Origin of the sequence: Corallococcus sp. AB032C (genome assembly GCF_003668935.1) — a bacterium.
Classification (GTDB): domain Bacteria; phylum Myxococcota; class Myxococcia; order Myxococcales; family Myxococcaceae; genus Corallococcus; species Corallococcus exiguus.
Genome location: NZ_RAWP01000016.1, coordinates 1 through 25,189, shown reverse-complemented (window position 1 = coordinate 25,189; position 25,189 = coordinate 1). Strand labels below are relative to the sequence as shown.

Annotated in this window: 19 protein-coding genes and 1 tRNA gene; 12 read left to right on the top strand and 8 right to left on the bottom strand. The window is 71.0% G+C overall.

What is annotated here, in order from left to right:
- Window positions 1-100: 100 nt before the first annotated feature.
- Complete coding sequence (locus tag D7X99_RS09680; RefSeq protein WP_169826509.1) at window positions 101-592, top strand: DUF2721 domain-containing protein; 492 nt, start codon at window positions 101-103, stop codon at window positions 590-592.
- 139 nt (window positions 593-731) lie between these two features.
- Complete coding sequence (locus tag D7X99_RS09675; RefSeq protein ID WP_121777575.1) at window positions 732-1,247, top strand: peptidylprolyl isomerase; 516 nt, start codon at window positions 732-734, stop codon at window positions 1,245-1,247.
- Window positions 1,248-1,327: 80 nt separating this feature from the next.
- On the opposite strand, the gene D7X99_RS09670 is transcribed toward D7X99_RS09675, so the two are convergent.
- Together D7X99_RS09670 and D7X99_RS09665 are read right to left on the bottom strand one after the other, a co-directional pair.
- Window positions 1,328-2,152 (bottom strand): slipin family protein, encoded by an 825-nt coding sequence (locus tag D7X99_RS09670; RefSeq protein ID WP_121777517.1) that lies wholly within the window; start codon window positions 2,150-2,152, stop codon window positions 1,328-1,330.
- Window positions 2,149-3,483 (bottom strand): nodulation protein NfeD, encoded by a 1,335-nt coding sequence (locus D7X99_RS09665; RefSeq protein ID WP_233613245.1) that lies wholly within the window; start codon window positions 3,481-3,483, stop codon window positions 2,149-2,151. Before D7X99_RS09665 ends, D7X99_RS09670 begins: the two co-directional genes overlap by 4 nt.
- Window positions 3,484-3,731: 248 nt before the next feature.
- On the opposite strand from D7X99_RS09665, the gene D7X99_RS09660 reads away from it, so the two are divergent.
- Both D7X99_RS09660 and D7X99_RS09655 read left to right on the top strand, forming a co-directional pair.
- Entirely contained in the window at window positions 3,732-3,953 is a 222-nt protein-coding gene (locus D7X99_RS09660) for a hypothetical protein (protein ID WP_120577435.1), read from the top strand.
- Between the two features lie 11 nt (window positions 3,954-3,964).
- Window positions 3,965-5,563, top strand: a complete 1,599-nt coding sequence (locus D7X99_RS09655; protein ID WP_121777515.1) for an amidohydrolase — start codon at window positions 3,965-3,967, stop codon at window positions 5,561-5,563.
- A gap of 6 nt (window positions 5,564-5,569) precedes the next feature.
- Here the strand turns inward: D7X99_RS09655 and nhaR are convergent, their stop codons facing one another.
- On the bottom strand, window positions 5,570-6,469 hold the full coding sequence (nhaR, locus tag D7X99_RS09650) for a transcriptional activator NhaR (protein WP_014393518.1): 900 nt from the start codon (window positions 6,467-6,469) through the stop codon (window positions 5,570-5,572).
- 124 nt (window positions 6,470-6,593) lie between these two features.
- Here nhaR and D7X99_RS09645 point away from each other — a divergent pair, with 124 nt between their 5' ends.
- Together D7X99_RS09645 and D7X99_RS09640 are read left to right on the top strand one after the other, a co-directional pair.
- Window positions 6,594-7,397, top strand: a complete 804-nt coding sequence (locus D7X99_RS09645) for a sigma-70 family RNA polymerase sigma factor (protein WP_121777514.1) — start codon at window positions 6,594-6,596, stop codon at window positions 7,395-7,397.
- Between the two features lie 91 nt (window positions 7,398-7,488).
- Window positions 7,489-7,561: transfer RNA gene (locus D7X99_RS09640), tRNA-Phe, on the top strand.
- A gap of 79 nt (window positions 7,562-7,640) precedes the next feature.
- Here D7X99_RS09640 and D7X99_RS09635 read toward each other — a convergent pair.
- Window positions 7,641-8,063, bottom strand: a complete 423-nt coding sequence (locus D7X99_RS09635; RefSeq protein ID WP_121777513.1) for a hypothetical protein — start codon at window positions 8,061-8,063, stop codon at window positions 7,641-7,643.
- 253 nt (window positions 8,064-8,316) lie between these two features.
- Here D7X99_RS09635 and D7X99_RS09630 point away from each other — a divergent pair, with 253 nt between their 5' ends.
- The 5 genes from D7X99_RS09630 (at window position 8,317) to D7X99_RS09610 (ending at window position 17,736) form a co-directional block, all read left to right on the top strand.
- Window positions 8,317-8,859, top strand: coding sequence for a hypothetical protein (locus tag D7X99_RS09630; protein WP_121777512.1), 543 nt, complete (start codon window positions 8,317-8,319; stop codon window positions 8,857-8,859).
- Window positions 8,860-8,972: 113 nt separating this feature from the next.
- On the top strand, window positions 8,973-12,938 hold the full coding sequence (locus tag D7X99_RS09625) for a DEAD/DEAH box helicase (RefSeq protein ID WP_121777511.1): 3,966 nt from the start codon (window positions 8,973-8,975) through the stop codon (window positions 12,936-12,938).
- A 91-nt stretch (window positions 12,939-13,029) separates the two neighbouring features.
- Complete coding sequence (locus D7X99_RS09620; protein WP_121777510.1) at window positions 13,030-14,436, top strand: pitrilysin family protein; 1,407 nt, start codon at window positions 13,030-13,032, stop codon at window positions 14,434-14,436.
- A gap of 35 nt (window positions 14,437-14,471) precedes the next feature.
- Complete coding sequence (locus tag D7X99_RS09615; RefSeq protein WP_233613243.1) at window positions 14,472-15,959, top strand: pitrilysin family protein; 1,488 nt, start codon at window positions 14,472-14,474, stop codon at window positions 15,957-15,959.
- 160 nt (window positions 15,960-16,119) lie between these two features.
- The gene (locus D7X99_RS09610; RefSeq protein WP_147476097.1) at window positions 16,120-17,736 is read left to right on the top strand and encodes a fibronectin type III domain-containing protein; all 1,617 of its coding nucleotides are present in this window, start codon (window positions 16,120-16,122) and stop codon (window positions 17,734-17,736) included.
- A gap of 18 nt (window positions 17,737-17,754) precedes the next feature.
- Here D7X99_RS09610 and D7X99_RS09605 read toward each other — a convergent pair whose 3' ends face one another.
- Entirely contained in the window at window positions 17,755-18,951 is a 1,197-nt protein-coding gene (locus D7X99_RS09605; RefSeq protein WP_121777507.1) for a DUF1615 domain-containing protein, read from the bottom strand.
- A 258-nt stretch (window positions 18,952-19,209) separates the two neighbouring features.
- On the opposite strand from D7X99_RS09605, the gene D7X99_RS09600 reads away from it, so the two are divergent.
- Window positions 19,210-21,426: a M4 family metallopeptidase gene (locus tag D7X99_RS09600; protein WP_121777506.1), complete on the top strand. Its 2,217-nt coding sequence runs from the start codon at window positions 19,210-19,212 to the stop codon at window positions 21,424-21,426.
- Window positions 21,427-21,545: 119 nt separating this feature from the next.
- Here the strand turns inward: D7X99_RS09600 and D7X99_RS09595 are convergent, their stop codons facing one another.
- From D7X99_RS09595 to D7X99_RS09585, 3 genes are all read right to left on the bottom strand, one after another.
- Complete coding sequence (locus D7X99_RS09595; protein ID WP_147476096.1) at window positions 21,546-22,370, bottom strand: hypothetical protein; 825 nt, start codon at window positions 22,368-22,370, stop codon at window positions 21,546-21,548.
- Window positions 22,371-22,463: 93 nt separating this feature from the next.
- On the bottom strand, window positions 22,464-23,273 hold the full coding sequence (locus tag D7X99_RS09590) for a hypothetical protein (RefSeq protein WP_121777504.1): 810 nt from the start codon (window positions 23,271-23,273) through the stop codon (window positions 22,464-22,466).
- 1 nt (window position 23,274) lies between these two features.
- The gene (locus D7X99_RS09585) at window positions 23,275-25,086 is read right to left on the bottom strand and encodes an acyl-CoA dehydrogenase (protein WP_121777503.1); all 1,812 of its coding nucleotides are present in this window, start codon (window positions 25,084-25,086) and stop codon (window positions 23,275-23,277) included.
- Window positions 25,087-25,189 lie beyond the last annotated feature (103 nt).

Sequence of the window (25,189 nt, the reverse complement as noted above, 5' to 3'; positions counted from 1 at the left end):
TTGTGACAGTGGAGGTGTCAAGACGTCGGTGGCGATTTGTCAGTGATGGTGTCGGGATGCATGGGGTGGCGGCCGGGCGGGCGGTGGGACAGAAGGGGGCATGAACGTCGGCATGGACGGCCTGGACCCCTCCTCCATCCAGCTCATTGGTACGGCGGTGACGCCCGCGGTGATGGTGTCCGGGTGCGGCATCCTGGCCACCGGCCTGGACAATCAGATTTCGCGCATCACCGCGCGCATGCGGGACATGGTCCGGGAGTGGCGCACGCTGCCGGAGGGCCATGCGCGCCGTTCGCTCCTGCGCGAGGAGGTGGCCATCATGGACCGCCGCCACGCCATCCTCGCCCGGGCCATTGGCTTCACCTACGCGGCGCTGCTGTCCTTCGTGGTGACGTCGCTCCTGTACCTGCTGCGCCGCAGCGTCGCGGTGCCGGAGGGGCTGCCGGTGATGTCCTTCTCCCTGGGCGTGGGGCTGTTGGGCTCCACGGCGGTGCTGGCCCTGGCGTCGCTGCGTTTGAGCCGCCGCGCCATCACGCTGGAGGGCGCGGAGCTCTTCCGCGACGGGCGGCCGGGCGACCCGCCAGCGCCCTGAATTTGTTCCGCAGCGCACGCGAAGGTGCTAGCGGGTGCCTCCGAGACGCGCGGGTCTGGTAGGTCCCGGCTCGCGCGCCTGGTATCGCGCAGGATTCCGCAGCCTCTCAGGCTCAACCCTCACCGTGGAGCACGTGAACATGGCAAACGCTCAGGTCTTCTTCGACATGTCGATTGGTGGCCAGCCCGCCGGCCGCATCGTGATGGAGCTGTTCTCCGACGACGTCCCCAAGACCGCCGAGAACTTCCGCGCCCTGTGCACGGGCGAGAAGGGCATCGGCCGCGGTGGCAAGGCGCTGCACTTCAAGGGCACGCCCTTCCACCGCGTCATCCCGAACTTCATGTGCCAGGGCGGCGACATCACGCTCGGCAATGGCTACGGCGGCGAGTCCATCTACGGTGAGAAGTTCGCGGACGAGAACTTCAAGCACAAGCACACGGCCCCGGGCATCCTCTCCATGGCCAACGCGGGCCCCAACAGCAACGGCTCGCAGTTCTTCCTCACCACCATCAAGACGGATTGGCTCGACGGCAAGCACGTCGTCTTCGGCAAGGTCGTCGAGGGCATGGACGTGGTGAAGAAGATTGAAGGCGTGGGCAGCCAGTCCGGCGCGACGCGCCAGCCCGTGAAGATCGAGGACAGCGGCCAGCTGTAATCCCGCCGCTGCGTCTCACCCGAAAGGTCCATCCGTGCCTCGCGCGCGGGTGGACCTTCGTCGTTTCCGCCGGAGGCGTTTCAAGACGGGCCGTGGGACGCGTCCTCGTCCTCCTCCTCCTCGCGGGCCTCCTCCGGGCGGAAGGGCCGCGCGGGCACGGCGCCGAACGCGTGCAGCAGCTCCAGGGGGATGGGCAGGATGGTGTGGTTGCCGCCGCCGGTGATCTCCACCAGCGTCTGCAGGTAGCGCAGCTGGAGCGTGGCGGGGTTGCGGCTGAGCACGTCCGCGGCCAGGGCCAGCTTCTCCGCGGCCTGGTGTTCACCTTCCGCGGCGATGATCTTCGCGCGGCGCTCGCGTTCGGCCTCGGCCTGCCGCGCGATGGCCCGCTGCATCTCGAACGGCAGGTCGATGTGCTTCACCTCCACGTTGGAGACCTTCACGCCCCACGGGTCGGTGCGCGCGTCGAGCACCTGCTGCAATTCGTGGTTGATGCGCTCGCGTTGGGACAACAGGTCGTCCAGCTCCACCTGGCCCAGGATGGCGCGCAGGGTGGTCTGCGCAATCTGGCTGGTGGCGTAGAGGTAGTCCTCCACCTGGAGCACGGCCTTGTCCGCCTGGATGACGCGGAAGTAGACGACGGCGTTGACCTTCACGCTGACGTTGTCCTTGGTGATGACGTCCTGCGGGGGCACGTCGCGCGCCACGGTGCGCAGGTCGATGATGACCATCCGCTCGACGAAGGGGATGAGCCAGCGGAAGCCCGCGCGCTTGAGGCCCACGTAGCGGCCCAGCCGGAACACGACGCCGTTCTGGTACTCGGTGACGATGCGCACGCCGGAGATGAAGAGGACGAACAGCAGGGCCAGGGGGATGAGCCACCCCAGCGCTCCGAACAACTCGGTCATGGCAGGGACTCCGCGACGGTGAGGGTGAGCCCTTCCACGGCGCGCACCACGACCCGGGCGCCCTCGCGGATGGGAGTGAAGGAGACGGCGCGCCAGCGCTCGCCGTGGACGAACACCTCGCCGCCCGAGGGCGTGACGGGGCCCAGCGCCGTGCCGGCCTCGCCGACGAGCCCCGCGTCGCCCCCCCGTTGCGGCAGCCTGCGCGTCTGGGCGCTGCGGTACGCGACGAAGGCCGCGCTCCCCGCGAACACGAGCGCCGTGGGCAGCAGCACGCCCCACGACAGGCGGAAGGACGGCTCCACGAACCAGCCCGATTCGAAGCGGTCCACCAGGAACACGCCGCCCAGTATCAACAGGCCCACGCCCGCGGCGCCCAGCAGGCCGCTGGTGACGAACAGCTCCGCGACGATGAGCCCCACGCCCACCAGCATCAGCACCAGCGCGCCCGAGCGCACCGGCAGCGTCGCGGAGGCCATCAACGCCAGCACCAGCGCCACGCCGCCAATGAGCCCCGGCGCCACCGCGCCCGGATGGGACAGCTCCACCACCAGGCCCAGCGCCGCGACGAGGAACAGCAGGTAGATGAGGGACGGCTGCGCGAGCGCATGCACCACCTGCTGTGACAGCCCCGGCTCCAGCGACACCACGCGGGCCTCGCGGGTGGCGAGCGTCACGGTGTCTCCGTTCGCGACCTCCACGCGGCGGCCATCGACGGAGGAGAGGAACGCGGCCTCGGTGGGGGCGACGAGCTCCACCACGCGAAGCTCCACGGCGCGGTCCGCGGGGACGCTGGCGCTGTCGCGCACGGCGGCCGCGGCCCACTCCGGATTGCGGCCCCGCTGCCGGGCGATGCCCTCCGCGAAGGCGACCGTGTCGTTCTCCACCTTGCGGGCGAGCTCCTCGCCACCCACCTGCTCCACGTCCTCGCCCCCGAGGCCCACGGGATGCGCCGCACCGATGTTCGTCCCCGGCGCCATGGCGCTCACGTTCGACGCGAGCGCGATGAACACGCCCGCGCTGCCTGCACGTGAGCCGGAAGGCCCCACCCACACGAGCACGGGAACGCGCGAACCCAGGAACGCGCGCACCACGGCGCGGGTGGCGTCCAATGAACCGCCTGGAGTGTCCAGCCGCACGAGCAGCGCCGAGGCTCCTCCGTCCTCCGCGCGCTTCACGCAGTCCGTGAGGTACGCGCCCGAGCCGGTATCCACCACGCCCTCCAGCTCGCACCGCGCGACGAAGGACGGTGAATCCGGAGCCGCCGGAGCGGCGAGGCCCACGAAGAGGAGGGCCAGGAGCCAGCCCCAGAGGACGTGACGGCGCCAGCTCATCCTGTCGACGTGGTCCCGCATGTCCGCCCCCGAATGCGTGCCCCCTCGCGCACACGCACTCGGACAACGATGTGCATCGGACCTTCGGATGACCGGGTCTGGATGCCGGGGGCCTGGAGGGCAGGCGGGCAGGGAGGGCCCGGCGCCCCGCTTGTGCATCCAGTCCTGGACGATGGAGGGGATGCGCGTTGCTGGAGAAGGACGCACCTCCTTAGGGTCAGCCTCTCGCTCTTCTTCCAGGAGGTTTCATGCGCCGCGCCGTGCTGATCATCGCTGCTCTGGGCCTGTCCGCTGTTGGGGCGGGAGCTTGCAGGACCACCCAGCCCCCGGGGACTGAGGACCAGATGCCCATCCAGGGCCCGGACACGAACCGCGAAGTCATCCAGAACGTGCCCAACGAACCGGCGGGCCCCGCGGGTCCCGTCAATGCGCCGGACGTGGACGGTGGCTTCCCCGAGGGCGGCGGGTAGTCTTCCGCGCCATGACGGCGGAGACCACGGTCTACAGGGCGGAGCGCGTGTGGACGCTCGATGCGGAGCGTCCGCGCGCGGAAGCATTGGCGGTGCGCGACGGAAGGGTGCTCGCGGTGGGGACGCTCGCGGAAGCGCGCGCCGCCGCGGGGCCTGGCGCGCGTGAAGTGGACCTGGGCCGCGCCACGGTGGTGCCCGGCCTGGTGGACGCGCACGCGCACCTGCACGGCCTGGGCAAGAGCCTGACCACGGTGCGCCTGGAGAAGGCGCCCTCGGTGGAGGACGTCCTCCAGCGCCTGGCGAAGGCGCCCGCGTCGAGCTTCCAGGGGGACTGGTTGCTCGGCAAGGGCTGGGACCAGAACGAGTGGCCCGGCGCCGAGTTCCCTGGCCGCGAGGACCTGGATGCGCGCTTCTCCACGACGCCCGTATTCCTCATGCGGGTGGATCATCACGCGGCCTGGGTGAACGGCGAGGCGCTGCGCCGCGCGGGCATCACGCGGGACACGCCGGATCCGCCAGGAGGCCGCATCCTCAAGGGCGCGAACGGCGAGCCCACCGGCGTCCTCGTGGACAACGCGATGGACGTGGTGGAGGCCGCCATTCCCGCGCCCACGCGTGAACAATTGGAGACCCGGTTGCGAGCCGCCCTGGAGCGGTGCGCGCAGGTCGGGCTCACGGGCGTGCACGACGCGGGCATGGACCTGCAGGCCTTCCGCATGTTGCAGGACTGGGACGCCGCGGGGACCTTGCCCCTGCGCGTGTATGCGATGGCGGCGGGGCAGGGCGGTGAGCGGCACGCCTATCTGGATCAGGGCCCATGGCAGGGGCGTCACCTGTCCATGCGCTCGGTGAAGTTCCTGGCGGATGGCGCGCTGGGGAGCCGGGGCGCGGCGCTCCACGAAGACTACAGCGACGAGCCCGGCCAGCGCGGCCTGCTGCTCCTGTCGCCCGAGGAACTCGAAGCGCGGGCACAGGCCTTCATGTCGCGGGGCTTCCAGGTGTGCATCCACGCCATTGGAGACCGTGCCAATACATTGGTCGTGGACGTCCTCCTGCGAGGCGCGGAGCGGACGGGCACGCAGGCCCTGCGTCACCGCGTGGAGCACGCGCAGATCCTGCGGCTGGAGGACATCCGGAGGTTGGGCGCGGCGGGCCTGGTGGCCAGCGTGCAGCCCACGCACGCCACCAGCGACATGCCCTGGGCACAGACGCGGCTGGGGCGCGAGCGGCTCCGGGGCGCCTACGCCTGGCGCACGCTGAAGGACGCGGGCGCGCACCTGGCGCTGGGCAGTGACTTCCCCATCGAGAACCCGGACGTGCTCGCGGGGCTCTACGCGGCGCGCACGCGGCAGGACGCGAAGGGCTGGCCGGAGGGCGGCTGGTATCCGGAGGAGCGCCTGAGCGCGGCGGAGGCGCTGGAGGGCTTCACGGTGGGGCCCGCGTGGGCGTCCTTCGAGGAGGCTCGGCGCGGAAGGCTGAAGCCCGGTCTGGACGCGGACTTCGTCGCGCTGTCGGAGGATCCGCTGGAGGGGCCCGCGGCGGCGCTGGTGGACGCGCGCGTGCTGGCCACGGTGGTGTCGGGCGCGGAGGTGTTCCTCGCGGACGGGTGACGCGGTTCAACCGCCGAAGATGTGCGAGCGCGCTGCTTCGGCGATGGCGACGACGGCGGGGTGGCGCAGGCGGCGCTCCACGGTGATGGCGTAGAAGCACTGCTCGATTTCGTCGGTGTGCCCGATGGCGGTGACGTTGAACTGTCGTTGCACCTCGGCGTCGATGATGGAGGGCATGGCGAAGATGCCGTGCCCCTTCTGTCCGAAGGCCTGGAGCAGCGCGCTGTCGTCGAAGTCGCCGGCGATGAGGGGCCGGATGCCGAGCCGCTCGAACCACAGGTCCAGCGAGCGGCGCACCGACGACTCCTCCGACGGCAGCAGCATGGGAGCGCCGTCGAGCGAGCGCGGGAAGTCCTTGCGCAGGTGCGCGAGCGGTTGGGCGGCGAAGAACGTCACGCCGCACTTGCCCAGCAGGTGGTTGAAGGACCGGACGCTGACGGGCTCGGAGCCAGGCGCGTCCGCGAGCACCACGTCCAGCTCATGCAGCGCCAGCTGTGCGAGCAATTGGGGCAGGGGGCTCTCGCGGCAGATGATGCGCAGCGAGGGCCCGGCATCCAGCGCGGGCTTGAGCAGCTGCTCGGCGACGAGCTTGGGGATGACGTCGAGCACGCCCACGTTGAGGCGCAGCTGCTGGCCGGTGGGCAGGCCGGAGACGACGTTCTTCAGCTCGTTGCCCAGGCGGAAGATTTCGTCCGCGTAGCGCATGACGGTGCGGCCCACGTCGGACAGGACGAGCTTGCGGCCCTTGCGCTCGAAGAGCTGGTGGCCCAGCGACTCCTCCAGCAGCTTGATTTGGGCGCTGATGGTGGGCTGGGCGAGGTGCAGCTCTTCACTCGCCTTGGCGATGCTGCCCGCCCGCGCAACCGTCCAGAAATACAGGAGATGGTGGTAGTTGAGCCACGCCATGACTTAGAAATAACCGAAGGGTTTCATCCAAACTAGCTCATTTTTTAAAGTGTCGTCCCCGCTTATCTCTACGTCCGTCACCGCGCGATGGGTGCGCGGGGGACTGATTGGGGAGGTACGCGTCATGGAAGCCATCTACGAGGAGCTTGAGTCCACGACGGTGGAGGGAGTGGAGACCGAGGTGGACTCGGCGGAAGTGGAGATGCGGGTGCGGGGGCACCTGGAGCTGGTTCGTCGGCTGGCCTGGAAGTACCGCTGGACGGGCCTGTCGCTGGAGGAGCTGATGTCGGAGGGCAACGTCGGCCTGGTGGAGGCGGCGCGCCGGTTCGAGGAGCGGGGAGTGCCGTTCGGTGCCTACGCGCAGCAGTGGATCCGCGCGCGCATCCGGGCGTACGTGTCCCGCACCTGGAGTATGGCGGGGGGCCGCGCGCCGTGGATCGTCTTCCAGCTCCGGCGCGAGCGAGCGCGGCTGGAGGCCCGCTGGGGCGAGGGCCACCCGGAGGTGACGAAGCGGCTGGCCGAGGCGCTGGGCAAGAAGGAGGAGGACGTGGTGCGGGGGACGGACGCGCTGGCGAAGGACGTGTCCCTGAACGCGCCCCTGGGCCTGGAAGGGGACGTGACGCGGCTGGACATGCTGGAGTCGGACGAGGACTCGGCGGAGGAGCAGGCGGACCGGGGAGAATGGGCGGAGAAGCTGCACCAGAGCGTGGCGGCGGCCTGGCCGGAGCTGGACGCGAGGGAGCGGGCGCTGGTGAAGGAGCGGATGCTGGTGGAGGACGGGGTGAGCGCGGAGTTCCTGGCGAAGCGCTTCGGGGTGACGGCGGTGCGCATCCGGCAGATCGAGCAGGGGCTGCGCCAGAAGCTGCGCCAGCGGCTGACGGCGGGCTGCACGGCCTGGGATGGCGAAGCGCCCCGGCTGGCGGCCTGAGTGTCGAGCGAGGGGGGAGGGCTGGCGGAAAGAGGTTGACGTCGCGGGCCAGTAACCGTAAATCGGCGCTGCCGCTCGCGGTGCGCGGTACGCCCAAGTAGCTCAGTCGGTAGAGCAGGGGACTGAAAATCCCCGTGTCGGTGGTTCGATTCCGCCCTTGGGCACACCAGTACGAAGAATCTGAAGGGCGTCGGACTCCGGTCCGGCGCCCTTTGTTTTTGTCCGCGCTGGCGGGCGGCGTCGTTACGGGGGGCTGATGCGTCCGGGGGCGCCATTCGCGCCGGCCACGGTGTGGCAGGAGCCGCAGGCCCCGGTGCCCTGTGAGCTGTTCATGGCCCACTGGGTGCCACCGTGGGTGACGCGGGCGGTGTAGGGGAGCGCGAAGTTCTTCGCGTCTTCGGCCTTGAGGAAGAAGTTGCCGGAGGCATTGGCCGTCAGGGTGTATGCCTTCTGATTGGCGTCGGTGATGACGACCTGGGCGCCCTCGATGCCCGCGCAGTCGTCCGCCTCGTGCGCGGTGGCCTGGACGGTCCCCGCCACCACGAACTTCGGCCCCTCGCCCCGGTCTGTATGGCATTGGATGCAGTTGCCACCGGGATGCATCAGGGCGTTGCCGCTGTCTCCGCCCGTCCACTTCATGCCCGTGGAGCACTCGGAGGTGCTCACCGCTTCCAGGCTGCCTCCGCCGCATCCCGTGAAAAGACTGCCAGCCGCCAAACACAGCATGAGTATCGGGGGGATGCGTTGTGACATGAGTCACCTCTGGAAGGACTGTGTGTCATTCGAGGCCTTCGCATCCGCGCTGTCAACGGCACTCCCGGTACGGGGGCCCGCGGGGCAGGTTGGGAATACGGGAGGGTCCCGGGTGCACATCCGGGCGCGACGCGGTAGATGGGTGTCCCGGAGGTTCATCAACGCAATGGACGCGAACGTGGTGGCGGAACTGGAGAAGGCGGGCGTGAAGGTGGAGGACCCCATGCGCCTGTTCATCCCCGTGGAACGGGACGAGCAGGGCCAGGTGAAGGTCGTGGGCGACGAGGTGCCCGTGCGCTTCGGTGACGTCACCGCCCACGTGCGCCTGCAGCCCATCTCCGCGCTGTGGACCGGGAACAAGCAGCCCCCTGACTTCTCCCGGCCTCCCTTCCCGGAATACGAGCCGTTCTTCTTCCTCATCGAGGCCACCGCCGCCGGCTTCTGCCGCGACACCCGCCACGCCGAGGTCGACCAGGAGTTCTCCCAGCTCTACCGGCACCTCGCGCGCCGGCCCGACGGCCACCACAAGAACGCCCTCTTCTCCTACCTGCGCGCCGCCGCCCGCCTGTACCTGTCCCTGCGCGACGTCAGCCAGGCGGAGTTCGAGGCCGTCGCCCAGCGCCTCCACCAGTCCGCCCGGCTGTACTCCGCGCACGTCGGCAGCACGAACTACTTCCAGGTCGTGCTGCGGGAGGTGCTGGGCGCCTGAGCGTCAAGGGAGCGCTCGCCGGGCCGCCGGGTGTCCACTCGTGGAGGCTCCAGCGTGACGACTTGAGGAAAAGGCTCGTTGGAAGGCCACCCCATGGGTAGTTTTTCCATTCGATGCCCTCCCGCTCCGCCTCCGCGCCAGCCTCGTCCTCCTCTTCGCTCCGGCAACGGATCACCCGGAAACATCTCCAGGAGCTGGCCGACCGGGAGATGTTCGCCCAGGCCCGGCGGTGGCTCCTTCAGGATGTGGTGGACGTGCGGCCGCCCTCCCAGGAGTGTGTCCGGGGGACCGTCACCGAAGAAGGCTCCGGGCGCATGTTCGACGCGGCCCTCTGCGTGGACCCCGACTCCCGGGGGCTGCTGCTCGAGTGTGAATGCGCCGCGTACTGGGACGAGGGGGTCTGTGCGCACGCGGTCGCGGTCGGGCTCGCGTGGCTCCAGACCTCCAGGCTCCAGGTGCGGCGCGCTGCTCCGCCCCAGCCGTCTGTTTCCGAGCGCCGCGTGGAGGCCCCCGCGCGGCCCTCCGCGCCCACCGACATCCAGAAGTGGCTGGTGGAGCACCAGGTCGGACGTGCCCGCGCCGTGCCCCTGGCCGTGCTGGCGCCCCTGTTGTCCGCCCCCTCCACGCGGTACGTCCTCCCCGCGCTGCGCAAGGCCACGGTGGTGGACGCGCTGGAGGGCAGCTCGAAGCTCCGCCGCGCGACGGCCCCGGAGCAGGAGATGCTCGCGGAGGCCGCCTGGCAGTGGGTCCGCGACGAGGCCGGGCGCGTGTCGCGCGGGCTGGCCCATGAAGCCTCCGCGCAGCCCCTGCCGCCGCCCACGGATGGCCGCCTCGCCCCGCTGATGGAGGCGCTGACGCGGGCCCGCGCGCGGATCCGCGAGCAGTCCCTGCCCCGCTCGTTGTCCCCGGTTCCCACGGTCATCCTCGCGGAGCGCCCCTTGCGGCTGCTCGTGAAGGACCCGGAGCTCGCGCTGTGGCGCCCCACGCACCACCTCGAGAGCGCCCAGGCCGAGGGCTTCACCGGGCTCGACCCTCGCGCCCTGATGGAGGGCCGCCCGGGCGTGGCCTGTCAGTGCAGCCCCGGGGACGCCGAGGCCACCTGCGCCCATGCCCTGACCGCCGTCGACGCGGCGCTGGCGTTCCTGGTGCAGCCGAAGCAGGCCTCACTCGCCGCGCGGCTGGCGGAGCTGTTGCTCGAAGCGCCGGGGCGTGAGCTGCTGTCCGCGCTGACGGCCTCCGCCCTGGAGCGGACGGTTCGCGAAGAGGCCCCGGCGGAAGGGCGCTTCGTCACCTTCCGGCTGGAGCCGGAGTCCTCGCGCGGCTGGCGGCTCCGGCCCTATCTGCACTTCCCCTCGAAGAAGGGGGGCCTGACCCAGGGCCAGTCCGTCGCCGGGTACGACCGCGGCAAGCTGCTCCAGTCGCTCCAGGACCCGGATGAGCGCCGCGCCTGGTCCCTCCTCGACGCGGGGGAGCGGATGGATCGGCACTCGGCGATGTATGGGATATACGACGGGCCCCTGGACGACATGGGGGGCGGCGCGCCGTACGCGCTGCTGCTCCAGGCGCTGCGGTCGCTCGCGCGCAGCCCCCGGCTCCGGATCGCCGGCGGCGCGGACGCCCCGGCGCGGGTGCGGGAGGCGTCGCTGGGCTTCGCCCTGGAGCAGGACGGACAGGCCCTGCGCCTGCGGCCCGCGGTGGACGGGCGCCCCGTGACCGCGGAGGCCCTGACGCCGCCTCCCGAGGGGCCGCTGACCTCCCAGCCGTGGCTGCTCGTCGAGCCCGCCGCGCCGGGGGTCACCCTGGTGAACGTGCCCCCCGACGCAAGGGCCCTGCTCGAATCCCTGGCGAGCCACGGCACCTACGTCTCCGAGGGGCAGCGCGGCGCGTTCCTGGAGCACCTCTCCACGCTGGAGGCGGCCTTCCCGGTGGCGCTGCCGCCGGCCCTGGAGCCCCGCCCCGTGGAGGCCAGCCCGGGCCTGCTGGCGCGGCTGCGCGCGGTGGAGGACTCCGCGCTGGAGGTCTCGCTCCTCGTGAGGCCCCTGCCGGAGGCGCCTCCCCAGCCCGTGGGCGAGGGCGCTCCCGTGGTCCGCGGCCAGCGGGACAAGGAGCGCGTCATGGTCCGGCGCGACCTGGACGCGGAGCGGAAGGAGGCGGACGCGCTCCTCTCGCGTCTGTCATTGCCGACCGGCATGTATCACTTCACGCGCGACACCGCCGAGGACGCGCTCCAGTTGCTGGAGGCGCTGGAGCCGCTCGCGGGTCCGGAGCTGCGCGTGGAGTGGGCGGAGCAGCCCTGGACCGTGACGCGCCCGGAGACCTCGAACGTGCGGGTCCAGATCCTGCGGGAGCACGACTGGTTCGGCGCGAAGGGCGGCGTGGAGCTGGAGGGCGCGCGCGTGGAGCTGGCGGTCCTGCTGGAGGCCGTGCGCCGCCGCCAGCGTTATGTCCCGCTGGGGAAGGGGCGCTGGATGCGCCTGACGGAGGCGCTGCGCGAGCAGCTGACCCCGCTCGCGGACGTGGCGCACCCGGGGCGCAAGGGACTGGAGGTGAGCGCCGCGGCGGCGCCCGCGCTGGACACGCTGAAGAAGGCGGGCGCGAGCGTCCAGGCGCCCCCGGACTGGCTCCAACTGGCGAAGCGCATCCGTGATGCCCACGCGCGCGCGGTGCGCGTGCCCCGGAGCCTGAAGGCGGAGCTGCGCGACTACCAGCGCGAGGGCTTCGTGTGGCTCGCGCGGCTGGCCTCGTGGGGCGCGGGCGCGTGCCTCGCGGACGACATGGGCCTGGGCAAGACGGTCCAGGCGCTGGCCCTGCTGCTGTTTCGCGCGGCGGCCGGCCCCGCGCTGGTGGTGGCGCCCACGTCCCTGCGCGGCAACTGGGTGCGCGAGGCCGCCCGCTTCGCGCCGTCGCTGCGCGTGCACGTCTGGCAGGACGCGGACCGGGACGCCCTGCCGGCCCGGCTGGGGCCCCGGGACGTGCTGATCATCAGCTACGGACTCCTGGCGAGGGACGCCGCGAAGCTTTCGGATGTGACCTTCGCCACGCTGGTGGTGGACGAAGCGCAGGCGGTGAAGAACCCGGACACGGCCCGGGCCCGCGCGCTGCGCGGCGTGAAGGCCGAGGCCCGCGTGGCGCTCACCGGCACGCCGGTGGAGAACCGCCTGTCCGAGCTGTGGAGCCTCTTCCACCTGCTGTTCCCCGGCCTGCTGGGCGGGCGCGAGTCCTTCCACTCGCGGTTCGCCGTCCCCATCGAGCGGGACCGGAACGCGGATGCGCGCGCGTCCCTGGCCCGGCTGGTGCGCCCCTTCCTCCTGCGCCGCACCAAGGCAAACGTGGCGCGCGAGCTGCCTCCGCGCGTGGACACGGTGGTGCCCGTCACGCTGTCGGACGCCGAGCGGCGCGTGTACGACGACGTGCGGCTCGCGGCCCTGGCCCGGCTGGGCGAGGGAACTCCTGGCGGAGACCAGCGCTTCGAGATGCTGGCCGCGCTCACCCGACTGCGATTGGCCGCCTGTCATCCCCGCCTGGTGGATCCGGACACGGGGCTGTCCTCCTCCAAGCTGGAGCGCGTGCTGGAGCGGGTGGACGAGTTGATGGCGGAGGGAGGCCGCGCGCTCGTCTTCAGCCAGTTCGTTCGCCACCTGGCCCTGGTGCGCGACGCGCTGGAGGCGCGGGGCATTTCGTTCCAGTACCTGGATGGACGGACGCCCGCGGCGGAGCGGCAGGCCCGCGTGGAGGCCTTCCAGCGAGGGGAGGGCGCGCTCTTCCTCATCTCGCTCAAGGCAGGCGGCACCGGCCTCAACCTCACCGGCGCGGACCACGTGCTCCATCTGGATCCGTGGTGGAACCCCGCGGTGGAGGACCAGGCCTCCGACCGGGCCCACCGCATCGGGCAGACGCGTCCCGTCACCGTGTCGCGGTTCGTCTCCGAAGGCACCATCGAGGAGGCCATCCTCGCCCTCCACGCGGAGAAGCGGGAGCTGGCGGACAGCCTCCTGTCCGAGGCGGACGGCGCGGCCGCGCTGTCCCCCACGCAGCTCCTGGGGCTGCTGCGCTTCGGCGCGGGGACCCCCGAGGATTGAGCCGGAGCCGCGCACCCACGCGGCGTTTCTGGAATAGGGTGCGTGGCCGCCCGTTCCCGGGCGCCGCCGTGGTCCCTCCCCAGGAGCAAGGATGTTCCGTCCACCGTTGTCGTGGTTCGCCTGTCTGGCCCTCCTGGGTGCGCCCCAGGCCGGGGCCCAGGCCGTCGCCGAGCCTTCCGCGAAGCCCGCAGCCGCCTCCACCCCCGTCGCGAAGCTGGGCTCGGACATCCAGGCCCGCACGCTGAAGAACGGGCTCACCGTCATCGTCTGGCCGGACCACGACATCCCCAACGTGGCGCTCGCCAACTGGTTCCGCGTGGGCAGCCGCAACGAGCGCCCCGGCATCACCGGCCTGTCCCACTTCTTCGAGCACATGATGTTCAACGGCGCGAAGAAGTACGGCCCCGGTGAGTTCGACCGCGTCATGGAGGCCAACGGCGGCTCCAACAACGCCTTCACCTCCGAGGACGTCACCGTCTACCTGGACTGGTTCCCGGCCTCCGCGCTGCCCCTCATCCTGGACCTGGAACAGGACCGGCTCCAGTCGCTCTCCTTCGACCCCAAGGTCATCGAGTCCGAGCGCGGTGTCGTCTACTCCGAGCGCCGCTCGGGCGTGGACAATGACAACAACGGCGCGCTCCAGGAGCAGCTGCAGGCCACCGCCTTCGTCGCGCATCCGTACCAGATTCCCGTCATCGGCTGGCCGTCCGACATCGAGTCCTGGCGCATGGAGGACCTCCAGCAGTACTTCAAGACGTACTACGCCCCCAACAACGCCACGCTCGTCCTCGCGGGCGACCTGGATCCGGCCCGCGTCTTCGAGCAGGTGGAGGCCACGCTGGGCACCATCCCCTCGCAGCCCGCGCCAGAGCCCGTGCGCACCAAGGAACCCGAACAGCAGGGCGAGCGGCGCATCGTCGTGAAGAAGCTGGCGCAGTCCCCGCTGCTCCAGGTCGCCTACCACGGCCTCGCCGCCAACGACCCGGACATGGAGACGCTGGAGCTCTTGGGCCTCATCCTCTCGCACGGGGACTCGTCGCGCCTGCACCGCAAGCTGGTGGACGAGGCGCGCGTGGCCATCCGCGTCCGGAGCTCCACGGCCGGGGGATTCGACCCGTCGCTCGTCTGGTTCTCCGTGGACCTGACGCCGGGCGGTGACCTGGCGAAGACGGAGGCGCTGCTCACCGCGGAGCTGGCTCGCGTGGTGAAGGACGGTGTCACCGACGCGGAGCTGCGCAAGGCGCGCAACGTGGCCCTGGCCACCTTCTGGCGCAAGCTGGAGACCAACAGCGGCCGCTCCCGCGAGCTGGGGAACGCCGCCACCTTCCGGGGAGACTGGAAGGCCCTGTTCGACGCGCCCTCGCGCTACGAGCAGGTCACCCGCGACGGCGTGAAGGCGCTGGCCGCCCGCATCTTCAACCCCGACCACCGCACCGTGGGCTGGCTCGTCCCCACCACGGCTCCCGCTGCCCCGGCCAGCAAGGAGTCCGCGCGATGAGTGCTTCCTTCCGCCTTCGTTTCTCGGGTCCCCACATGATGCGCTCCACCCTCGCCGCGCTGCTGTTCACCTCCGCGTGCGCGACCGCGCCGACGCCCGCTCCCTCCTCCGCGCCCACGCCGCCGGAAGCCCCGGCACCGGCCACGCCCGCGCCCGCGGTCCCGCTGTCCACGAAGGGCGTGACGCTGCCGGAGACGACCTCCGTCACGCTGAAGAATGGCGTACGGCTGCTCCTCGTGGAGAAGCACGAGCTGCCGTTGGTGTCCTTCAGCGCGTGGCTCAAGGGCGGTGCCGTCACCGACCCCGCGGGCAAGGAGGGCCTGGCCGCGCTCACCGCCGAGCTGCTCCAGAAGGGCGCGGGCTCCCGCAACGCCCAGCAGTTCGCTGACGCAGTGGACGGCGTGGGCGGCGAGCTGGAGATCATCCCCGGGCGCGAGGGGCTCGTCCTCAACGGCGGCTTCCAGTCCCGCGACACCGCGCTGATGGTGGAGCTGCTGTCGGACATGCTCGTGCGCCCGCGCTTCGACGCGCAGGAGCTGGAGAAGGCCCGCGCGCTGCGCGTGTCCGAGCTCGCCTCCGCCAAGGACGGCGACCCGCGCGTTCTCATTGGCGTGTACTTCAACGCCTTCCACTTCCCCTCGCACCCGTACGGCGGATCCGCGGTGGGCAGTGAGGCGTCGCTGCCGGGCATCAGCCGGAGCGACGTGCTCGGCTGGGCGAAGGCGAACCTGGGCGGGGACCGGCTCATCCTCTCCGTCGTGGGCGACTTCGACGCGAAGCAGCTGGCCGCGAAGCTGGAGGCCGCGCTGGGCGGATGGGCCCCGGCGGCACAGTCGTTCGCCGCGGTGGCTCCCACCGCGCCCACGAAGGGCCGCCACGTGCTGCTGGTGGACAAGCCCGACGCCACCCAGACCTACTTCGCCATTGGCAACACCGGCATCCGCCGCACCGACCCGGACCGCGTCGTGGCGGAGCTGGGCAACACCGTGCTGGGCGGCCGCTTCACCTCGCTGCTCAACACCGAGCTGCGCGTGAAGACCGGCCTCACCTACGGTGCGCGCTCCTCGTTGGCCACGGCCCTCCAGCCCGGCACCGTCGTCCTCACGTCCTATACCCAGACGGCCTCCACGGGCCGTGCCATCGACCTGGCACTGGACGTGCTCGCGCGCTACCGCCAGGACGGCATGGACGACGCCATGCTCGCCTCCGCCAAGGCCTATGTCCTGGGGCAGTTCCCTCCGACGCTGGAGACCGGGGAGCAACTGGCCATGAAGCTGTCGGAGCTGGCCTTCTACGGGCTGGACGCACAGGACGTGAACGGGTTCGCGGATGCCGTGTCCGCGGCCACCCGCGACAGCGTGCACACCGTGCTCCAGCGCGTCCTGCCCGCCCAGGAGGACCTGACGTTCGTCCTCATTGGCAAGGCGGAGGCCCTGCGCGACGTGGCCCGCAAGTACGGTCCTGTCACGGAGATGAAGCTCTCCGACAAGCGCTTCGCCCCGCCGACGGCGCCGGGCCGGTAAATGCCAGACGGAGGTGGGCGCAAGCCTTGAAATGCGCCCACCTGAATTACCCATCAAAAAGTAAATATCCAGAAAGTCAGACCCTTCGCGTATAGAGGGCGGCGTCTGGTTTGGGCCGGGACCCGACAATCATTGCGATTGCTTGTCACGAAGGCCCATCATGTCCTTGCGACGTCTGTCGTTGTTGCTCGTCCCCACCTGCGCTGCCTGGCTGGGCTGCGGGGAAGCCGCGCCTTCCTCCGAGGAGGTGAACCCTCCCGAAATCGCCCTGGACCCCCGCGAGGGGACGGCGGTCATCGCCAACGAGGACATGCTGCCGGGCTGTGGTGAGCCTGACGCGGGCTCCGGTCCGGTGGATGCGGGCACGTCCGTGCTGGTGACGGCGGACACGCGCTTCCACTCCAGCGCCGGGGTGACAGTGGTGCCCCAGAACCTGGCCGGCCGCGACCTGGAGATCCTCGTCCCCAACGGCGTCGCCTTCGACCGGTACACCGGCACGCCGGTGGCGGGGGGCATGCGCTTCGACAACGTTCCGGACGGTGAGTACTTCCTGCGCTCGAGCCGGCACTACTTCCTGACGCGCGAGCGCCGCTTCGACCTGGGCGTCAACCGCATCGGCCGGCCGGATGCCTTCTACGTACCCGTCACCGAGTCCCCCGTGTCGGCGGAGCTCTTCAACCTGGATCCCTGGCAGGACTATTCGTCCATCTCCGAGCCGGGCAGCTCCGTGCAGCTCATCAGCGCGGACGTGGACCTGTACAGCTCGTTGAACGTGTGGGCCCAGGCCGGGGACACGTCCATCGTCGACCCGTACTCCTCCGCGTTCATCAGCACCGGCTACGGGGCGCCCGTCCTGGATGCGTCGAAGGGCGACCGCATCTACGTGAACCAGTTCAACTCCGTGCAGGCCGGGACGCTGCCGAGCGGCGGGACCCTGGCGTACCAGTCGCTGGTGAGCAGCGCGCACCTGCCGTCGTTCTCGTTCACGCCGGACGGCACCACTCCGCTGCCGCTGGCGGCCACGTTGGAGCCCGTGAGGCAGACGCCCTTCTCCCTGGAGTGGCGCCTGAACGAGTTCACCCGTTGGCGCTCGGACGCGAACCCCAGCGGCACGCTCAACTATCCCTCGTTGTCGCTGGTGCCCGCGCCGTTCGGCTACCAGCACGGCTGGGTGGGCTACCAGGGGGAGCTGCTCAACATGTGGCTGCCGCGCGGCGAGAATGGCGTCATCGCGAGCCGGCTGGCCTACGGCAATCCCTATCCGTCCAGCTGGGGCGTGGTGGGCTCCGCCGGCTATTCGTTCCGGTCCGCGACGCCCGTCGTCGTGGGAGGCCGGACCCACTACCCCAGCGGCAACATCTTCGTCACCGACCGGCTGGACCACCTCATCGCCGGCCCCATCCAGCCGAACCTCTCGCCGCCGCGGGAGCTGCGCATCGACGGCGTGGATGCCTATGTGTCGCGCGTCGTGGGCTCCAACCAGCCGGTCATCACCTGGCGGGCCCCCGTCCTGGGCACGCCTCGGAACTACACCGTGTCCGTCATCCAGCTGATGGACACCTTCGCCGCCAACCCGACGCAGCGCTTCTACGTGCCCGGTGACCGGACGCAGGTCCGCCTGCCGCCGGGCCTGCTGCTGCCCGGGTCGACCTACTACGTGCGCGTGATGGCGGACGGCTCTCCGAACTACGAGCCCTCGCGGGCCCCGTACGTCACCGCGGAGCTGCTGCCCACCGTCACCGCGGACACGTTCAGCGCCGTCTTCACCACGCCGTAGTCCGGACGTGGCGGCCCGCTACCGCGCAGGCTGGCGGTGGCGGGCCATGCACTGCTGGTAGCGGGCGTCCACCGACTTCGCGAACCACGCGGTGGAGCGCTCCCCGCTCAGCTTCACGCTCTTGAGCGTCACCTGGGGCAGCTGGGCGTAGGCGGGCGCCTGTCCCGTCCGGTTCGCGTACACGCGCTTCACCGCCAGGTACGTGTCCGTCTTCTCGAAGTCCGCCGTCTTCTCCTCCTCCACGTCCCGGCGCACCCGGCGCTCGCTCAGGTCCGGCGCGTAGCGCTGACGGAAGAGGAGCAGCGCCTTGAGGCTCTGGCTGTCCTCGCCGCGCGGCTCACCCTCCTTGTCGTACAGCTGGAGGTCGCCGTCGGTCGCCAGGGCGACGCCGGTGAGCCGGCTGACCTGGGCCTGGAGCGCCGCGTTGCGCGAGCTGTAGACGCCGCTGTTGTAGTCCGCGAAGCGGTAGAGCGGTGCGTCGTACGCGGCCTCGAAGCCCAAGAGCCGGGCGGTGCCGTAGCGCACGCCTCCCGCGCGCGTGTAGAGCGACTCGCGCACCGCCACCGGATCTTCGTCCGGGCCCGCCTTCCGCACCGCGTAGCGCACGCTGACCTGCATGGAGCCCGCGGTGGTGACGGGGTTCTGCCCCGCGAACGAGGACGGGCCGAACAGCGAGCTGGCCAGGTCCGCGGCCGCGTACGCCGCCGGGTACTCCGCTTCGTAGTACGCCAGCATGTCCCGGAAGAGCCGGTCCAGGTCCCGCTCCGTGCGCAGGGTGTCCAGCCGCGCCCCGAAGGTGCGCTTCGCCCCCTTCGGCTTCGCCGCGAGGACGTCCTCCAGCAGCCGGCGTCCCAGGGGACCCAGCCGTCCCGCCGTGCCGTCCAGCTTCTGACGCACCATCCTGGGCAGCCCCGGCACGGCGGGGTCCGCCTGGAAGCCGGACTCCTGTTCGATGATGGCCAGCACCTGACACACCTCCGGCGCCGCGGCGGGAATCGCCTCCGCGTCCAGGGCCGCCAGCACGTCGCCCGCCCAACCCTCGCGCTCCGCCCCCTTCACCTTCGCGGGCAGGAGCCGCGCCACCTGCGCCACCGACAACGTGGGTGGCGCTGGCACCTCCGTCACCACCGGCGCTCGGGACGCGCAGGCCGTGAGCGCCAGCAGCACCCCCACGCACAGCCCTCCCGTCCACCGGCGCCCGGCGTTCCGCGTCATGTCAGCCCCCTGATGCATCCTCCCGCCCGTCTCATGAAACATTTTTTGAGACATCCTGGGGCCAGGTCCGTTTCCTCGGGAGAGCCGGTGAAGAGCTGCAAAGTTGTTGAAATTTTCCAGAACTGCAATTCAGGTTTTCTGGTCTTGTTCGGCTGGGCGGGTGAAAGTAGCTAAACGTACTTTCTCCAAAAAGTAGTTGCTCTGATGATTTCAAGTGTGTCACGTATCATCCCGCTGTTTCTTCTTGGAGGTATCGCGTTGGCTCATCGACTGTTGAAGACGATTGGCGCGGCCTGGTTGGGCGTGGCTCTGACGGCGTGCGGTACGCAGGGTTCCACGGGCGAAGAGGTTCAGGCGCCTGAGCAGGAGAAGTCGGGCGAGGACATCCAGAGCACGCTGAACGCGCTCGGTGGTGCCCAGGTGCTGGGCGTGCACGCGGACGGCATCCCCGACAGCATCCGGGGCGAGCTGGGCCGGGTGGAGCGGACGCTGAACACGCTGGACGCGAGCCGCCAGGCGGTGGCGGGCGTGGCGCCGGCGTTCCGGCTGAACGCGGACGACATGGTGCTGCGCAAGTCGAACACCGACGAGCAGGGCAACCAGCACCTGCGCTTCACGCAGACGAAGAACGGCCTGGAAGTGGTCGGCGGTGAGCTGGTGGTGCACGTGCGTCCGGATGGCACGGTGTTCCGCGCCAACGGCTCCGCGCGCGACGGCCTGAGCGTGTCCGCGCTGCCGCGCATCGCGTCCGCGTCCGCGCGGGATGCGGCGCTGAGCTCCACGGTGGGCACGGGCCTGGAGGTCCAGGGTGCTCCCCGCCTGGTGTACGTGCGCACCGAGGAAGGCGCGCTGCGCCTGGCGTACGAGGTGAAGGTCACGGGCGAGAACGACCTGATGCCCCTGCGCGACCGCGTGTACGTGAGCGCCCAGGACGGCTCCATCGTGCTGCGCGCGCCGGAGATCCACACCGCGCTCAATCGCAAGGTGTACAGCGCGAACAACGGCACCAGCACCCCGGGCACGCTCAAGCGCAGCGAGGGCCAAGCGGCCATCGGTGACTCGCATGTCGACATGAACTACGACATGCTGGGCTACACCTACGACTGCTACAAGGTGCTGTTCAACCGCGACTCGCTGAACAACGCGGGCACGGCGCTCATCAGCACGGTGCACTACAGCCGCAACTACGTGAACGCCTACTGGGACGGCACCCAGATGGTGTACGGCGACGGCGACGGCGTGAACTCCATCGAGCTGGGCAAGGACGCGGACGTCACCGTCCACGAGCTGACCCACGCCGTGACGGAGTACGAGTCCAACCTCACGTACTCCGGCCAGTCCGGCGGCCTCAACGAGGCGATGTCCGACACCTTCGGCGCCGTCTGCGAGAGCCGCGTCAACGGCTGGAGCACCGCGGCGGACATCTGGATGGTGGGCGAGGACGTGTGGACGCCGGGCACGCCGAACGACGCCCTGCGCTACATGGACGACCCGGCGAAGGACGGCGCGTCCAAGGACTGGGCGGCCAACGTGACGTCCGGCACGGACGTGCACTACAGCTCCGGCGTGCCGAACCTGGCGTTCGCGCTGCTCTCCAAGGGTGGCGTGCACCCGCGCCGCTCGGGTGGCCCCACGGTGCCTGCCATCGGCGTCGAGAAGGCCGCTCGCATCTGGTACAAGGCCAACACCGACATCTACACGGCGGGCACCACGTTCGCGCAGGCCAAGACGTGGACCATCCAGGCCGCCTCGGACCTGGGCTACGACCAGGCCACGCAGGACGCGGTGAAGACCGCCTGGGAAGCGGTGGGCGTGGGTGGCACTGTGACGCCCCCGACCTCCACCCCGCTGACCAACGGCACGGCCGTGACGGTTGCCGACAGCTCGGGCAACAGCAAGTACTTCTCGCTGGTGGTCCCCGCGGGCGCCACGGCGCTGACGTTCACCATCTCCGGTGGCACGGGTGACGCGGACCTGTACGTGAAGTTCGGCGCGGTGCCGGACTCCTCGACCTACGACTGCCGTCCGTACGCCAGCGGCAACGCCGAGACGTGCACCATCACCAACATCCAGGCGGGCACCTACTACGTGATGCTGAACGCCTACGCCACGTACGCGAACGTGACGCTGAAGGGCAGCTTCACGGCTCCCGGCGGTGGTGGCGGCAACGTGCTGCAGAACAACGTGCCGGTGACGGGCATCTCCGGCGCCTCCGGCTCCTTCACCAACGAGTGGATCACCGTGGACGTGCCGGCGAACAAGACGGTCACCTTCTCCACCGCGGGCGGCACGGGCGACGCGGACATGCACGTGAAGTTCGGCTCCTCGCCGACGACCACCTCGTACGACTGCCGTCCGTACCTGTCCGGCAACAACGAGTCGTGCAGCATCACCAAGACGACCGCGGGCAAGTACTACGTGAAGATCCGTGGCTACAGCGCCTACTCGGGCGTGACGCTCAAGGCCGTCTGGTAGTCGCATCCGCTTCCAGCCCGGCTCTCTTCGCGTGAAGGGGGCCGGGACGAACACAGGCACCCGGGGAGCCCTCATGGCTTCCCGGGTGTCGTCGTTTCGGGCGTTGGACGAAACGCGAGCTAGCGCCGCACCTGCACGTCGCGCGCGACGGTGCGGCCGCCCATGAGGACGAACTGCGCGCGCACCGGCGTGCCCTCCTGGATTTCCTTGAGGGGAACGCGCTGGCCCTGGCGCAGGCCTCGGCTGCGCTGGTCGAGCTGGAGCTCGTAGACGGTGCCCTCGCCGTCGCGCACGTGCAGGGTGTCCCTGCCCACGCGCGTGACCCGGCCGCTCACCGTGCTGGACGCGATGACGACCTGCTCCAGCGGCCGGTTGGCGGAGGTGTCCGTCACCGCCGCCTGCGCTGCCTTGGCCGCGCCCTCGTACCAGGACTCGTCGTCGTTGGCCTGCACGGCCTGGGCGCCAATCATCACGCGGCCCTCGGCGGGCGCCTGCGTCGCGGGCGTGCCGTCCGGGTTGGCCTGGGGCCGCTGCGGGGCGTTCGCCTGCTGGGTGTTCGCATTCGCCGGGGCGGCCTGCTGGGGCCGGGCGGCGTTCGGGGTCGCCTGGGCGTTCTGACGGGCCGGGGCCTGCGCCGTGGTGCCCTGCGCGGGTTCGTTCACGCGGGGGCCTGGCCGCGGCAGGGCACCGGGTGGCGGCGCCGTGTCCGGAGGCACCTGCGCGTTCGCAGCGGGCAGCGCGTCGCCGCTTGGGGCGCGGTTGCCGTCCACGGTGTTCCGCGCCAGCGCGGGTGTGGCCGGCACCAACAGCCCGCCGCTCGCGGAGTCGCGGGCCTGCATCGTCGTCGGTGACGCCGGCACCGCGTCCTCGGTGTCATCCTCCCGACAGCCGGAAGCAAGCGAGCACAGCCCCACCATCCCCAACCACATCCACCGTCCACCCATCCGCCGACCCTCCCGCAGGCGAACCTGCGGACGGCCCCCTGCCGTTGCAAGCGTCCGGCGTGCCGCGGGGTGTTGGCTACTGGATGGCGGAGGCTACGCGGGGAAGGTGGCGGCCACGGCGCGCACGTGCTCGCGCACCAGCGCCCTGGCGGTGAGCAGCTCCGTCGCATCCGAGGGCGTGTAGCCCAGGCACAGCACCACGTCGTCCTCGGGGGCGGCGCGCGTGCCCAGCGCCGCGTAGTCGAGTGAACGCGGGGCGGGTTCGCCTTCCGTGTCGTGGGTGAAGCGGCCGAACACGGTGGCCTGTCCGTCGCGGCCGGGGGCCGTCTCCTTGAGGGCGAAGAGGCGGCGCACGGCGGCGAGCGATTCGGGACGCTCGCGCATCAGGTCCGGGGACGCGGGGCCTCCCAGCTCCCACTCGAGGAGCTTCAGGCAGCCGCGCACGAACTCCACGTCGGTGATGACCAGGCCGTAGAGGTACCAGTCCGCGCACGCGGCCTGGACCAGTCGGGCCTGGGCGTCGGTGAGCCAGCCGAAGGACGGACAGGTGAACGTCTCACAGACGGTGGCGCGGTAGACGCCGCAGTCGCGCAGGTCCGTGCCGCCCGTCACCAGCGGGTGGCCCAGGCAGCCCACGCGCTGGTGCTCCGCGTCCAGGAAGCCCAGCAGGGGACACACCCGCACGATGGGGAAGAGCGCGGGGGCGTCCCGGTTCGCGGTGAGCTCGCGCGCGGCGTCGGCGTAGGCCTCGGGCGTGTGGGGCGTGCGGGAGAGCCGCTCCGTCTGCGTGGCGAGCCGCCGGGTCAGCGCCGCGCGCGAGTGGTCCCGGAAGTTGTAGAGGCCGCAGCAGGCGCCACACGAGGCGCCCGCGCCGGGCTGGCACAGGTGGAAGGAGACGGACATGTCAGAACCAGTCCGGGCGCATGCGCGCGTAGGAGTCCTCGCCCGTGCGGCACAGGTGGGCGAGCAGCGGCACGCGCGGCACCTCCACCGCGAACCAGTACTGCGCGGCGGCGAGCTTTCCCTCGTAGAAGGCGCTGTCCTCCGGCGTGGGCGCGCGCGCGAGTCCCTCCTTCGCGGCGGCGGCCTGCGCGAGCCAGCGCCACGCCACGGCCACCACGCTGAAGAGCTCCAGGAAGTCCGTGCTGTGGCGGAGCATCACGTCCACTTCCCCCGCCATGCCGCGCGCGCCCAGCTCCAGCGTGAGGGCCGCGGCCTGCTGGAGCGCGTCCTCCAGCGCGTCGCTCCACGCGGGCTCCACTTCGGCGGCGCGGGCGCGGGCGGTGGTGGCCCGCACCTCCTCGTCGAGCGCCTGGAGCGCGGCGCCGCCCTCCGCCACCGCCTTGCGCCCGAGCAGGTCCAGGCCCTGGATGCCGGTGGTGCCCTCGTGGATGCTGTTGAGCTTCTGGTCGCGCAGCCACGCTTCCGGGAGGTACTCGCTGGAGTAGCCGTAGCCGCCATGAATCTGGAGCGCGAGCGCGTTGGCTTCGAAGCCCTTCTCCGCGGGGAACGTCTTGGCGATGGGCGTGAGCAGGTCCAGCAGCAGCTGCGCGCGCTTGCGCGTGGCTTCGTCCGGGGCGTGGTGGGCGAGGTCCGCCTGCGTGGAGGCGGTGAGCAGGAGCGCGAGGCCGCCCTCCACGATGGCCTTCTGGCGCAGCAGCATGCGCCGCACGTCCGCGTGTTCGATGATGGGGGACTGGGCGCGCGTGGTGTCGCGGATGCCGGCGGGGCGGCCCTGGGGGCGCTCTCGCGCGTAGGCGAGCGACTCCTGGTAGGCGACGGCGGCGGTGGACACGCCGTTGAGGCCCACCATGATGCGCGCCTCGTTCATCATCTGGAACATGCACGCGAGCCCGCGTCCGGGCTGGCCCACGAGCCAGCCGTGACAGTCATTGGCTTCGCCGAAGTTGAGGACGAGGCTGGGCAGGCCGCGCCAGCCAATCTTGTGGATGACGCCGGCCACCTGGACGTCGTTGGGGACGAAGGTGTCCCCCTGGGGCCTGCGCGCGGGCACGGCGAAGAGGGACACGCCGCGCGTGCCGCCCTCCGCGCCCTCGATGCGGGCGAGGGTGAGGTGCACGACGTTGTCGGTGAAGTCCTGGTCGCCGCCGCTGATGAAGATTTTGGAGCCCTGCAGGCGGTAGGAGCCGTCCGGCGCGGGCATGGCGCGCGTCTTCACGTCCGCGAGGCTGCTGCCGGCCTGGGGCTCGGTGAGGGCCATGGTGCCGGTCCACTCGCCTCGGTACAGCCGGGCCATGAAGGTGTCGCGCAGGAAGGGCGTGCCGAAGACCTCCAGGAGGTGCGCGGCGCCAATGGTGAGGCCCAGGTAGCCATAGGCGCTGAGGTTGGCGGCCATGAGGTAGGCGCTGGCCACGGCGTGCACGGTGAGGGGGAGCTGTTGGCCGCCGACGTCGGGAGGGCGGGTGGCGGTGAGCAGGCCCAGGTCGACCATGCCGGCGTAGAGCGAGCGCATGGCCGGATGGACGCGCACGCGGCCGTGTTCGAAGACGGGCGGGGCGGCGTCCATGGGCCGGTAGGTGGGGGCGAGCACCTCACGGGCGAAGCGGCGGGTGCTGTCCAGGAGGAGCGCGAAGGTGTCGCGCGAGTGCTCCTGGAAGGCAGGCAGCGCGCAGAGGGCGGTGGTGTCCAGCGCTTCGTAGAGCTGGAAGTCCACGTCGCGGTCCGACAGCAGGGGGTTGGGGCGGGGCACGCTCATGCCCTGGTTCCCTACCAGGACGCGATGGGGTCGTCGAAGTCGTCGTGCGGCGGGCATTCACCGCCGGACGCGGGAGGAGCGGCCTCCGGGCGTGGGGCGGGCG